We start from the raw sequence: 12,768 nt of genomic DNA on the forward strand, positions 1-12,768 counted from the left end.
TCTTCACCCTCTGATTTTCATTTTGTACTCAATTGCTCTTTGATACACCGCCGACGCCAGCGAGACGAACGGAACAAGCTTCAGCTTAGCCAAAAGCAAGAGGCATGAACGTTTGGCGCCAAACGGCGCCGTTCCTGTTTTCGACAGGCTTAACCGGAACACCGGGTCAGCGCAAATCCGGCTGATATTGCTCCATTTCTCGGCAAGCAGCCCGCCGTTATTCCGTTTCCATTCATTAAGCAGGCAGACTGTGCCGTGCTGCACGATAAAGAAATCCAGCTCCTGCTGATACTCTTGCAAACTGCCGTTTTCGCGCAAAAAAGCCTCGTTCAGCCGATAAAGAACGAGACCTGAGTCAAACAGCTTTTTCTGATAGCTTTGCACAATGGAGGTCAGATGAATTCTATAGTGATAGAGCGGCTCATCCACATACGATACCTTCCGTGCGAAAAAATGCGCCCGCAGGCTGAAATATTGATCCTCCACATGCTCCAGCTCATCCCGAAGCGGAAAGCGCAGGTGATGTTTTTCAATCATGGCTCTGCTGTACAGCTTATTCCACGAAAACCCGCTTACTTTCCCCTCGAATAAATCTTTCACATACGTCTGTTTCGGCCGGTCCTGATACGCCGAAGCAATCGTTGAAACGGCGGTTTTGCCCGTATCGGCAAACTCGGCCTTATATTCACAAATGACAAGCTCGGCTTCATCAGCCTTCGCCTTTTCATACATACGCAGGCAATAATCAGGCTCAATCCAGTCATCCGCATCGATAAAAGCGATAAATTCGCCCCGCGCCGCTTCAATGCCCCTGTTGCGGACCGCACCGAGCCCTTGATTATTTTGATGAATGACACGGATTCTCTCATCCATTTTTTGATAGACTTCAATCATCTCAGGGCTTTTGTCCGTTGACCCGTCATTGACGAGAATGATTTCGATATTGCCAAGCGACTGATTGAGCAGTGATTCCAAGCAGCGCTCTATATATGTTTCCGTATTATACACAGCAACTAACAAACTGACCGCGGGTGTCTCCATATGAACCTCCAGTATAAATTACCGGGAAAAAATCGTTCTGTACGGGAGCACAGATGAATCTACCGGCATAAGCAAATAACTGTAGAGAAAATAACAAACGATAATGGCGATATAAATCAGCGCATTCGATTTTTCATCAAAAATCCTGACGAAATAAGGAATCAGGATCATCTGATACAGACCGAAATAAATATTAAACCGGGCAAAGATGACATCCTTTGTCGCCAGCAGGCCGAATAACAAACCAAGCAGACAGAAATTAACGATGACATCAATGTGCGGCCATAGCTTTCTCAGCCTTTCACGATAGCAAAATGCCAAAAACAGCGGCAGCAGCAGCACCGCGATTTTCACCACATTCATTCCGTTCGTATTGGTCATCAGCCATTTTTCATAATGGCCGTATGAGCTGTTTTCAAGCACGACGACAAACACGGAAATGAATTTCTGATACAAAAACGTCATGAGGAGAAACAAAGCCGACAGCCCGAAAATGGCCGGCGACCATGCCCTTCTTCTGACGATAAAATAAACCGGAATCATGACCAGTGCCGAGGAATGAAAGAGCGAGCACAACAGCACGATCAAAAAATAGCGTTTCCAGCACCCGCTGATCACATAGCGGACAGCCCAAAAGAGCGCAGCCGCCACCATATACTGTCTGATGCCGTTGAAGGAAGCATAATAATGATAAGTGCCTAAAAACAAAAACACACTCAGCTCAAACGGCCTTCCGAACTCGGCGAGCGCCTTTAGAATAAAGGTGCACGTCACAACGGCAACGGTAAAATACATGATTTGCGGATCTTTCGTTATGAAATTCATGAGCCAGATGAGGGCGGTAAAACCGGGATCAACAGCGGCTTTTTTTGCACCGATTCCAAAGATCTCCCATATGTTCCTGTAGTTTCCCGCAAGCCTGTACATCAGCGCGTACGTCTGAAAATCCGTCCCGACTCTGTAGCGTAAACCGGAGACAAAAATCAGCGATGCCAGCGGAACAAGCATGACAAGCTGATTCGGCCGATACCCGGTTGAAAGTGATTCATCACGGCCGCCGCACATTTTGGCGAACCATGACCAAATATAAACAATCCCCATATTGACTACATATACAATCATCGATTACTGTCCTTTTTCACAGTTCATATTGTAAAGCTTCATGACAACCCCCACATTTTCCTTCGCATCATATCCGAGCCTCCCGAGAGTCCGCCTGATATGCCCCTCGTCGGGCCTTGGCGCGGCGGCTGCCTGCAAAATGGTTGCTGTCCACTCTTCCGGCGGCTCGTCAATGCTGAGTCTTTTGACGAGCCCAAGCCCTGCATCGGCTTCTTCTGTGATGCCTTCTGAAATCACACACGGAACACCGGATGCCTGCGCTTCGACGAGTACGACCGGCAGGCCCTCATAAAGCGACGGCATGACAAACACATCAATCGTCTTCATCAGCTCATGAACCCGTTCCTCAATGCCCGCAAAAAGCACATCATCGCCAAGCCCCAGATTCTTTGCCATCTCTTCGGTTTGGGTGCGAAGCGGTCCGTCTCCGGCAAGAACAAGCTGAAAATCGGTTCCCCGCTCCTTCATATAAGCGGCAAGCTGCAGCAGAAACACGTGGTTTTTTTCTTCTGTGAAGCGGCCGATATGCCCGATAATCAGCCGATCGGGTGCAATGCCCCGCTTCCGTTTTTCGTAATCGGCGCCAGCTTTACCGCCGGCAAACAAGTCCAGATCAATTCCGTTCGGCAGCAGGTGCACGGCTTTTTGATTCAGTTTTGCTTCTCCGAATAAAAAGCGGCCCGCGTCTTCCCCACAGGCACACAGTGTCGTGGCGCAGGATGAAATCAGCCGTCTGAATGCAAACAGCTGCATCCGGCCGAGCAGGGATGACCGCGCCCGCCACGACGTGCTGTGAGAATGGCAGATCCGCACCGGAACGCCCGCTAAACGCGCCGCAAGTGCGATAAATCCTGTTTGGAAATCAGTATGGGCGTGGACGGCGGCAAACGGCCCTTTTTCCTGAATGATCTGTTTCACATTTTTCACAAACGCAATCGGATTTGTCCGTCCTATGCTGGGCACATAAAAAAGCCGTCCGCCGAGGGAGAGGATCTCCTCATCATAAGCGCACGGATCATTCCGATGGGTTAAAAAATCAAACTGCACCTCCGTCCTGTCTATCTTCCGATATAAGTTCATCAGCATCGTTTCGGCGCCGCCTCTGTTCATCCCGCTGAAAATGTGCAGCACCCGCTGTGTTCCGTTATTCATGTTCGGCAAGCCCTTCTTTTTGGCGGAGGCCCCTGTTTTTGTGATAGCGGTTCATTACAGCAGGCGGCGTAATGGCGCGAATGAGCGGCTTTGCGACATATATGTAATCAGAAAGCGGAAGCTTCAGCCGTCTGCATGCCTGAAAGACAAGCACCGCGTTGTCAATCGAGTACGTAAACGATCTCCGTTTAAACGCTTCGCTATCCTCCCTTACTTTATAGAGCGTCTCTTGGAGATTGTAGCCTCTGAAACCCGCTTCAAAAAACCGCAGCCACAGATCAATATCCTCCATCCGCCGGGTCCGCTTTACAGAACGGTAGCCGTTAAGCACGCGGTAAGTCTCGGCCCGCATCATAATGGTGCCGTGGCAAAATGGCGTTCCTTTCGCCATAATTCTCGGTTTGGGAACTGCCGGCAAAAGCCTCGCGCCTCTTACACCGTATTCGTCAAAAACGAGCATCCCCGTTCCTACGACTTGATAGTGGGAATGCTTGTTTAAGAAGGCAGCCTGTTTTTCCAGCCGTCGCGGGACGGAAATATCATCCCCGTCCTGCCGGGCAATATAGGCGCCAGTTGCGTATGAAAGGCAGCGGTTCAGTGAAGCGGCAAGCCGTTTGTTCGTTTTATTTTGAATCAGCGTGATCCGGTCGCTGTAATGTTCCGCATACCGTTGCGCAATTTGAAGCGTGCCGTCAGTTGATGCGTCATCACACATGATCAGTTCCCAATTCTTATAGGATTGGCTCAAAATGGATTCGATGCTTTCTGCCAGTGTCTGCTCACAATTATAAATGCCCATGATGACAGAAATTTTCGGTTGTGCTCCTGAATTCATACGCTTTTCTCCTTTTTATCCATGTAAACGGCGTAAATATGCGCCATTTCCTCTACCGTACGTGTTTCTGAAAATGTTTCAGCCGTTTTCCGCCCTTTCTGCCCGAATGCTTTTCTCAAATCAGGCGAGCGGTACAGCTGTTCAATGCGGTCTGCAAATGACTCACTGTCTCCCAGTGAAACGAGAAAACCATTCACTCCGTCTTGGATGATCTCCCGGTGCCCCCGGTTATCTGTGGCGATGGCGGGCTTTTCAGCCGCCATTCCCTCAAGCACGTTCATGCCGAGCCCTTCTCTCACACTGGAAGCGACAGACAGATCCGCAAGCTGAATCAGCTCATGAATGTCGCGGCAGAAACCGTAAAACCGCACTTGCTCTGATACTCCGAGTGTCTCAGCCATTCTCCTGTACGAATCTTCCATCGCTCCTTCTCCCGCAAACACGAGGCGCAGCCTGGGAATGCGGTTCTTCAGCAATGCAGCCGCCTCGATGAGAAGACCTTGATTTTTGTTCACATTTAATTCAGCGGGATATACGAGGATAAACTCGCCTGCGCCGAAATTGTATTTTTCCCGCAGCCGCTCAATCTCTGTTTGGCTGACAGGCCGGAATCTGTCCGTATCAACGCCGATGCCGTGTATCTTTTTCGCGCTGCATTCCGTTTTTCTCATGTTTTTTGCCCGTTTGTAATCCTCTTCATTAATCGTAATCAGACAGTCTGTATAGGAAGAAAGCAATTTTTCGATCGGATAATAGAGCAGCCAATTTTTCAGCGGCGCCCCGCTGCAGAAATGAAAGCCGTGCGCGGTGTACAGCACCTTTGTCCCCTTCCGCCGCGCTTGTCTCGCCGCAAGGCGGGCAAGCACGCCGCCGACCGGTGTATGGCAATGGACCATGTCATACTCGTTCTCCTCAATCAGCTGTTTCAGCCGCCTGTAAACGGAAAAGTTATCGGGATGAAACGGAGAGCGCCGGATCGGGACGGAAAACTTCTCATTCACAAACGGAAGGCTCATTTCGCCGTGAGCTGCAACGTGCACCTGCCAGCCCATGTCTTGAAACCATTTAAAATACGGAAGGTGAAAGGCTTTAAAGTGATAATCGACAGTGGCGCAAAATAACACTTTTTTTGTCATGATTCAGTCCTCCTATTGAACGCCTGCCGCCTCTATTTCGTGTGCTGACTCAATCGCCTCAAACAGCCTTTTTCTCAGCTCGGCTTCCGAAAGCCGGCTGTATTCTTCCATAAAGCGGATGAGCACGGGCCAATCGCCGTCTACCGCTTTCCCAATATGGATTTTCGGAAAAATCTGTTCCGTATGTACTTCGTTATGATTCAGCAATTCCTCATACATTTTTTCTCCGGGACGAATGCCGGAAAATTCGATGGGAATCTGTTCTGTCGTATATCCTGATAAATGAATCAGGTTTTTGGCCAAGTCGACGATTTTTACTGGCTCCCCCATATCCAGCACAAAAATCTGCCGGCCTTTTGCAAGCGCGCCGGCCTGAATGACAAGCCGTGACGCTTCCGGAATCGTCATGAAGTAACGCGTCATCGCCGGATGTGTGACGGTAACGGGGCCGCCTTTTTCAATCTGCTTCTTAAAAATCGGAATGACGCTGCCGCGGCTGCCGAGCACGTTTCCGAAGCGGACGGCCGCAAATTTGGTGCGGCTGACCTTGCCGAGATTCATAATGACCATTTCCGCGAAACGTTTCGTTGCCCCCATGACATTTGCAGGATTGACTGCTTTGTCAGAAGAAATCAGCACGAACGTCTCCGTTCCGCACATATCGGCGGCTTCCGCCACATTTTTTGTGCCGAGGATGTTGTTTTTGACAGCTTCTTCAGGGTTACGTTCCATTAACGGCACGTGCTTATGGGCAGCCGCATGGTAGACGACGTGCGGCTCATATTTTTTCATCAACGTAAAGATTTTATCTCTATCCTGAATATCAGCGATTTCCGTATGAAAGGCCACCTGCCTGCCGAAGCGTCCGGCCAGTTCGGCATGGACGGAGTGAATACTGTTTTCCCCATGTCCGAGCAAGACGATCTCTTTCGGCTGAAATCCGCAGATCTGCCGGCATATTTCCGAACCGATCGAGCCGCCTGCGCCCGTGACTAAAATTATTTTTCCTTTTATGCTGTTTGAAATCTTGCTTGTATCAAGGGTCACCGGCTTTCTCCCAAGCAAATCCTCAGCTTTTACATCTCTGATGTGGCCCGCCGTCTGTGACCCGAGCAGAATTTCGTCAAATTGAGGCATGATTTTAATATGCGCGCCTGTCTGCACACATTCTTTATATAACGTCTGGAGCTCATGGGTGCGAAGCGACGGAATTGCAATAATGATGTGGTGAATTCTCAGCTTTTGCACCGCCGGCATAATGCTTTCTTTTCCGCCGATCACGGGCAGCCCCATAATTTCAAGTTTATGCTTCGTCTGGTCGTCATCAATAAATGCAACAGGCGTCATCCCAAGGTCATTTTTCTGCAAAAGCTGCCGAACCAGCAGCGTGCCGCCCGAGCCAGCCCCGATAATAAGCGCGCGGGAAGAGGAGCTTTGTTTCTTCCCGATCGTTTCCTTCAGCACTCGCGAGACCATGCGGCTGCCGCCGATAAACAAAAGCTGGACCATCCAGCTGACGGCCAGAAGACGGAACAAGACCGTATGGAACACCGCATATTGAATGGCTGCCGTCATGGCGGCAGACAGCGTAATCCCCTTGATCAGAGCGAGCAGTTCACCGATCCCCGTATACGTCCACACCTGCTTATATTGATGAAACAAAAAAGCGCATACATGGTGGCTGATAAGCATGCTGACCGCAGTCAGCAGCAATGCTCCGGAGTCGTGAAAATGATAAGAATCCTCAAAAAATTGATATCCTATAATAACAGAAAGTAAAACGAGATAAGTATCCAATGCGAAAATCATTGAAAGTCTTCTCCGGTAACTCAATCTTTCCCCTCCTCATTTATCGGTTTAGCTGATACGGTTTTCTTTTAAAAAAACAGGCGTAACAGCTAAACCGATAACCTGTATCATCTTGAAGATAAAATGGGCATTTAACCCGTCCTCACACCCCGCCACCGACGACCAGCATCTAAGGCAGCTTCAACCGCTGCCCACAGCAGAGCCGAGTGCCTCCGTTGATAAAGGTAAGGAGACATCACCTGCATCGCTCAATACGAGTAATGCTCTGTTTTTTTGATTTTCTTTTTATTGAGCAGCGCGCCCAAGAGCTTCGCTTTAGACTGCTGGAGCGCGTCCCTCGCTTTTTGGACGGTATCCATTTTGGTTTTTCCGCTTAATACGACGAGCACGCTTCCATCTGTCTGATTCGCCAAAATCTGGCCGTCCGCCACTGCCAAAAGCGGCGGAGAATCAAAAATCACCAGGCTGTACTGGGTATAGATCTCCTGGATCAGCTCTCCCATCGCTTTTGAAGAAAGAAGTTCAGCCGGATTCGGCGGCGTCGGCCCGCTCGTTAATACGTAGAGATTATCAATCAGCGTTTTTTGAACCGTTTCACCGAGTGAAGCGTTTCCAACCAACACATTCGTCAGGCCCTGTACATTTTCAAGCTGGTAAGTCTCGTGAATCGTCGGTTTTCTTAAATCCGCATCCACAAGCAGCACCTTTTTCTCCTGCTGCGCGAATACTGCCGCAAGATTAGCGGCGCTGAATGACTTTCCTTCTCCCGGAACGGAAGACGTGACGAGAATGGAGCGTAAATGGGTCTGGACAGAGGAAAACTCAATGTTTGTCCGAATGGTTCGATATTGTTCGGCTACCAATGATTTATGATGTAACACGGATATTTGAGCCAACCCTCGTCTTGTTTTCTTTTTTCTAAAGCCCAAACGCCTCACTCCCCGAAATATTTTTCGTCAGATTGTGTCTGCTGATTTTTGATGTCATACACAACCCCTAATACAGGCAAGTTTGTTTTTTCGCTAAGCTGCCGCTCACTTTTAACGGTTTCATCAAGAAAATGCAGAAAAAACGCCAGTGTAACACCTGCCATAAGAGCCGCACCGAATGCCATGATGATGTTTCGGATGCGCGAAGGCTTGACCATCGGACTTTCCGAAGCCTTTGCCTCAGACAGAACGACCACACCTTTCATATTCATCCTGTCGCGGACCTCTTGTTTAAATGTTTTGATCAGCGTGTTCGCAATAGCAGCCGACCGGGCCGGGTTTTTATCCTGCACTGCAACCGTAATGATTTCAGATTCGGTTTCGCTGCTAGTCACAATCTTTCCTTTTAAGGCAGACGCCGTTTCAGAAAGGTGTAAGGAGTGTTTCACCTTCTCCAGCACAACCGGGCTTTTCATAATGGTTTGAAATGTGTTGTTGTAGTGAAGATTCAGCTGGATGTCGCTGAGACTCGAGTTTTTTTCACCGCCTGTTTCATGAATGAGCACTTGGGTCGACGCCTGATAAACGGGAGAGATCACCCGAAACTGAATGTATCCCGTTATGAGCGTCACAACTGCAGTCATGATGAAGATCAGTAAAAATCTGTGCTTGATAATTCCGAATAACTCTTTAAAACTCATATTCTCATTCATGTAATATATAGCCCTCAGCCTTATTGCAGCAGGCTTTTACGCCCCCTTCTGTTAATGATTGGATTATAAAAGAAAACCTTGAAATTTGAAAATTTCAAATTAAGCCATTAAGTTCTCTTTAGAGAACATTATCATGATTTTCCTCTTATTTACTGCACTTACCTTATAATTTTAAATTTTATAAAGAACGAAAAATTTCTTATAATGAACGAAATAATGCCAGTACACAGGGGAGAATCCAGCACAATGATTGGAAGAATAATTCGTTTATACCGCAGAAGAAAAGGCTACTCTATTAATCAGCTAGCAGTTGAAGCGGGTGTCTCTAAATCTTATTTAAGCAAGATAGAAAGAGGCGTTCACTCAAATCCGTCTATACAGTTTCTGAAAAAAGTATCATCCACCCTGCAGATAGATCTGACAGAACTTTTTGATGCAGAGACGATGCTGCATCATATGGGGGAGACAGAAGATGAATGGCGGATTCATCTTGTGCAAGCCGTGCAGTCGGGACTGCCAAAGGAAGAGCTGTTCACCTTTACGAACAAACTGACCGAAAAGCGGCAGGAGCCTGCCCGCTACAGAAACAGAAAACTGACTGAGTCCAATATCGAAGAATGGAAAGCGCTCATGCAGGAAGCAAAAGACCTGGGCCTGTCCGTACAGGAGGTCAGATCATTTTTAGAACGGAAGCGATACTCATGATATGCTTATGAAAGGGCTTTTATTCGCTTCCTTTCATCATCTCTGTTTATAATGAAAAGAAAAAAGGGGATGATGTTATGACTAGACTTACCGTTAAAACTCGTTACGGAGCCTTAAAAGGAACAGCCGAACATGGCGTCCATTCATGGAAAGGCGTTCCGTATGCACAGCCTCCGGTCGGAAAATTGAGATTCAAAGCGCCTGAGCCGCCCTCATCTTGGGAAGGAGTAAAAAATGCCGATTCATTCGGTCCGATTTGTCCGCAGCCGAGTGATTTGCTGTCCATGTCATTTTCAGGAGACGTGCCGCCCCAATCTGAAGACTGCCTTTATTTAAACGTCTTCGCTCCCGGCTCCCCCGGAACGAACCGGCCTGTCATGGTATGGATTCACGGCGGCGCGTTTTATTTAGGAGCAGGCAGCGAGCCGATGTACGACGGGTCTGTGCTTGCCGGACAGGGTGACGTCATTGTGGTGACACTCAACTACCGGCTGGGCCCGTTCGGTTTCTTACACATGGGTTCAGTTGATGAATCCTATGCCAACAACATCGGCTTGCTCGACCAAATCGCCGCGCTCCAATGGGTGAAAGACAATATCTCCGCTTTCGGCGGCGACCCTGATAACGTCACGGTGTTCGGAGAATCTGCAGGCGGCATGAGCATCGCATCCCTCATGGCAATGCCTGATGCAAAAGGCCTGTTTCATAAAGCGATTTTAGAAAGCGGCGCCTCTCAAACGATGCCGGCGGACATGGCCAAAGACATCACAACGGCATTTATTCATGAAGCCGGCACTGATCAATTGCAAGCGCTTTCCGTTAATGACATTCTCGAGACTGCGGATAAAGTGCGGAGCACAATTGAACAAAACATTTTTCAGCTTTTGTTTCAGCCCGCCATCGATCCGGCCACATTGCCTGCGGAGCCGGCAAAAGCCATAGCAGACGGAGCTGCGGCAGACATACCGATGATCATCGGAACCAATCGTGATGAAGCATATTTGTTTTTCACCCCTGATACAGAAATTCACTCTGAAGAAAAGCAGCAGGATTATTTGCTTTACCACCTCCAAGAAAACTACTCCAAACAAGCGGCTGATTTGTACCCGCATTCCTTAACCGGTCAAATCGATATGATGACGGATTTGATTTTCTGGCGGCCGGCCGTCGCTTTCGCCCAAGGACAGTCGCAACACGCGCCGGTCTGGATGTACCGCTTTGATTGGCACGGCGAAACACCGCCGTTTCATAAAGCCGTGCACGCTTTAGAATTGCCGTTTGTGTTCGGAAACTTTGATTCTCTGAAAAAGACACTGCAAGAACCGCTTGGTGAGGACACAAAACAGCTTTCCAAACGAATACAGTCCGCATGGCTGGCTTTTGCAAAAACCGGAAACCCGAACACTCCTCACTTCAATTGGCCTGAGTATCAAACCGATTCACGCGACACTTTCATTCTTAACACGGCTGCAGCTGTTGAAAGCGATCCCGAATCAGAAAAACGCCGCATCCTCTTTCAAGCATAAAAAACCCCAAGGGAGCCGGCTCCCTTGGGGTTTCATTTTCATTTTACTTCATAATGCAATTCAGCAAATTGCTTATAACGCCTGACATCAGTCAGCTTCAGCCTGGTCTCCCGGTCTCTCGGTTTAAATAACGGAATTCCCCGGCCGAGCAGAACGGGAGCAATCTGAATGATAAACTCATCCACAAGTTTTTCCTCCAGAACCGGGTGCAGCAGCTCACCTCCGCCGACAATCCAAATTCGCTTGCCCTCTTGACGTTTCAACGCTTTGATAAAATCAGCAGGATCTTCATGAATAAATTGCACATATTCAGCAGAACCGGTCAATGTCTGGGAAAACACAAAGCACTCTTTACCCTTATACGGAAATTCCTCAGGCAATAAAGTTAATATTTCCTCGTACGTTTTTCTGCCCATAATGATCGTATCGACAGTTTCATAGAAGTCTGCATAATCGGTATCTTCTTCACCTTCAGTTCCGATTAACCAATCCAAAGAATGATTTTCTCGGGCAAGATAACCATCTGCGCTTACCGCTCCGTAAAATACCAGCTTTCTTTGACCGTCCATCTTCAGTCCCCTCTCGTTCTATGCCTCTGTTCATAATGAATTTACACAGACCATTATACTGCAAAGAGCCGGATAAGCAGGCAGATAAAAAAATCGAAATTTACTTTTACAATCGCTGAAGCCGGATACGGTTAAATGGTGACATAAAACTCGCCCGCACCGTACCACTTGAGAACGGAAGTTATAAGCTGCAGTTTGAAAACGGACAGACGGCCGTCTTTGATCTTATCATTGCAGCCGACGGCGCCTTTTCACGAATCCGTCCGCTTCTCAGCGATGCCCCATTGAATATTCCGACGTCAGCATGCTTGAGCTCAAAATAATGAATGCGGCCGCTGATTTTCCTGACATTTCTGCAGTTCACGGCATCGGCAGCATGTTCGCCCTTGATGATCGGAAAGCCATTATGCCCAGCTCAATGGGAATGGCAAATATTTACCAAATAGAGGGGAATATGTTATATTTCACCGCAATGAAACCCACTCAGTGAAAAAGGAGATATTGTATGAGAAACTCAGGTTATATCGGGGCTGCTGCCGTGGTGATTGGAGCGATCATCGTTTTACTTTCATTCCTCTTTCTTCGTGACACTATTATTATCCAGTCCGGTGGATAGGAATCGTTCTTATGTTCGGTGGCTGTACTTACGGTCCAGCCTCTACGGCCAAAAAATCAGAAAACAGCCATAAAAAAGAAACCCGGTAGCCGTACCGGGTTTCTTTCCTTATTATTTCAATTTCCCCGCGCGAATATCATCGGTCATTCCTTCATACGGAGCTTGAGATATTAATGTTTCGTTATTGATCCCCGCATTGTTGAGATACGTAATATCCGCAAATTCAGGAACGACGTATTTAGGATACGTATCATATTTCTCACGGGATTCTTTCATGACGTCAATGAAATCATTTTGATAGCAAACCGTGATTTCAGGATGCTCATGAACCCATTTCGGGAAGAAAATGATACCGTGCATCCGTTTTTCATTCGGCATAAAGTTTAATGAAACGTCAGTGCCTGTCGGTTCAGTCCAGGATACTTTAAATACGCCTTCTGTCAGCTTCACGATATTCACTTCCTGGTCGCGCACCCAGCGTCCGCCTACCATGCCGCTATGAATCCGATAGTCAATCGTATGGTCATTTTTAATATAAATTTCATACTCCCAGCCGTTTTCATACGTATAGATCATGTGGCTTCCGATAAAGTTCTCCATTCTGATTCACTCTCC

General features: G+C 47.9%; 12 protein-coding genes. 2 read left to right on the forward strand and 10 right to left on the reverse strand.

The genetic code is table 11. From position 1 onward, the window contains the following. Window positions 1-3: 3 nt before the first annotated feature. From J7E26_RS02160 to J7E26_RS02195, 8 genes are all read right to left on the reverse strand, one after another. Entirely contained in the window at window positions 4-1,041 is a 1,038-nt protein-coding gene (locus tag J7E26_RS02160) for a glycosyltransferase family 2 protein (protein ID WP_214813040.1), read from the reverse strand. A gap of 18 nt (window positions 1,042-1,059) precedes the next feature. Continuing rightward, window positions 1,060-2,163: a biofilm exopolysaccharide biosynthesis protein EpsG gene (gene epsG / locus J7E26_RS02165; protein ID WP_214813042.1), complete on the reverse strand. Its 1,104-nt coding sequence runs from the start codon at window positions 2,161-2,163 to the stop codon at window positions 1,060-1,062. 3 nt (window positions 2,164-2,166) lie between these two features. Continuing rightward, on the reverse strand, window positions 2,167-3,315 hold the full coding sequence (locus J7E26_RS02170; protein ID WP_214813046.1) for a glycosyltransferase family 1 protein: 1,149 nt from the start codon (window positions 3,313-3,315) through the stop codon (window positions 2,167-2,169). Then, a complete protein-coding gene (gene epsE, locus J7E26_RS02175; protein WP_214813048.1) occupies window positions 3,308-4,150 on the reverse strand; it encodes a glycosyltransferase EpsE in 843 nt (280 codons plus the stop codon). Before epsE ends, J7E26_RS02170 begins: the two co-directional genes overlap by 8 nt. Next, window positions 4,147-5,286, reverse strand: coding sequence for a glycosyltransferase family 4 protein (locus J7E26_RS02180; RefSeq protein ID WP_214813051.1), 1,140 nt, complete (start codon window positions 5,284-5,286; stop codon window positions 4,147-4,149). The genes epsE and J7E26_RS02180 overlap by 4 nt, the downstream gene beginning before the upstream one ends. Before the next feature lie 12 nt (window positions 5,287-5,298). Next, on the reverse strand, window positions 5,299-7,119 hold the full coding sequence (locus J7E26_RS02185; RefSeq protein ID WP_214813054.1) for a polysaccharide biosynthesis protein: 1,821 nt from the start codon (window positions 7,117-7,119) through the stop codon (window positions 5,299-5,301). 224 nt (window positions 7,120-7,343) lie between these two features. After that, the gene (epsB, locus tag J7E26_RS02190) at window positions 7,344-8,024 is read right to left on the reverse strand and encodes a protein tyrosine kinase EpsB (protein ID WP_214813056.1); all 681 of its coding nucleotides are present in this window, start codon (window positions 8,022-8,024) and stop codon (window positions 7,344-7,346) included. Between the two features lie 5 nt (window positions 8,025-8,029). Then, on the reverse strand, window positions 8,030-8,737 hold the full coding sequence (locus J7E26_RS02195) for a YveK family protein (protein WP_214802751.1): 708 nt from the start codon (window positions 8,735-8,737) through the stop codon (window positions 8,030-8,032). Window positions 8,738-8,983: 246 nt separating this feature from the next. On the opposite strand from J7E26_RS02195, the gene slrR reads away from it, so the two are divergent. After that, entirely contained in the window at window positions 8,984-9,442 is a 459-nt protein-coding gene (slrR, locus tag J7E26_RS02200) for an HTH-type transcriptional regulator SlrR (protein WP_214813058.1), read from the forward strand. A gap of 77 nt (window positions 9,443-9,519) precedes the next feature. Then, complete coding sequence (locus J7E26_RS02205; protein WP_214813061.1) at window positions 9,520-10,968, forward strand: carboxylesterase/lipase family protein; 1,449 nt, start codon at window positions 9,520-9,522, stop codon at window positions 10,966-10,968. Between the two features lie 38 nt (window positions 10,969-11,006). Here J7E26_RS02205 and J7E26_RS02210 read toward each other — a convergent pair whose 3' ends face one another. Together J7E26_RS02210 and J7E26_RS02215 are read right to left on the reverse strand one after the other, a co-directional pair. Beyond that, on the reverse strand, window positions 11,007-11,537 hold the full coding sequence (locus J7E26_RS02210) for a dihydrofolate reductase family protein (RefSeq protein WP_214802743.1): 531 nt from the start codon (window positions 11,535-11,537) through the stop codon (window positions 11,007-11,009). A 727-nt stretch (window positions 11,538-12,264) separates the two neighbouring features. Next, entirely contained in the window at window positions 12,265-12,753 is a 489-nt protein-coding gene (locus J7E26_RS02215; protein WP_214802740.1) for a phenolic acid decarboxylase, read from the reverse strand. Window positions 12,754-12,768 lie beyond the last annotated feature (15 nt).

It is taken from the genome of Bacillus sp. ISL-51, assembly GCF_018613535.1.
GTDB lineage: Bacteria > Bacillota > Bacilli > Bacillales > Bacillaceae > Bacillus.

Bases quoted from the DNA above. Each gene is read 5' to 3' on its own strand.
- J7E26_RS02210 (WP_214802743.1), bottom strand. From the start codon at position 11,537: ATGGACGGTCAAAGAAAGCTGGTATTTTACGGAGCGGTAAGCGCAGAT.
- J7E26_RS02195 (WP_214802751.1), bottom strand. From the start codon at position 8,737: ATGAATGAGAATATGAGTTTTAAAGAGTTATTCGGAATTATCAAGCAC.
- J7E26_RS02180 (WP_214813051.1), bottom strand. From the start codon at position 5,286: ATGACAAAAAAAGTGTTATTTTGCGCCACTGTCGATTATCACTTTAAA.
- J7E26_RS02170 (WP_214813046.1), bottom strand. From the start codon at position 3,315: ATGAATAACGGAACACAGCGGGTGCTGCACATTTTCAGCGGGATGAAC.
- epsG (WP_214813042.1), bottom strand. From the start codon at position 2,163: ATGATTGTATATGTAGTCAATATGGGGATTGTTTATATTTGGTCATGG.
- J7E26_RS02215 (WP_214802740.1), bottom strand. From the start codon at position 12,753: ATGGAGAACTTTATCGGAAGCCACATGATCTATACGTATGAAAACGGC.
- slrR (WP_214813058.1), top strand. From the start codon at position 8,984: ATGATTGGAAGAATAATTCGTTTATACCGCAGAAGAAAAGGCTACTCT.
- J7E26_RS02160 (WP_214813040.1), bottom strand. From the start codon at position 1,041: ATGGAGACACCCGCGGTCAGTTTGTTAGTTGCTGTGTATAATACGGAA.
- epsE (WP_214813048.1), bottom strand. From the start codon at position 4,150: ATGAATTCAGGAGCACAACCGAAAATTTCTGTCATCATGGGCATTTAT.
- J7E26_RS02205 (WP_214813061.1), top strand. From the start codon at position 9,520: ATGACTAGACTTACCGTTAAAACTCGTTACGGAGCCTTAAAAGGAACA.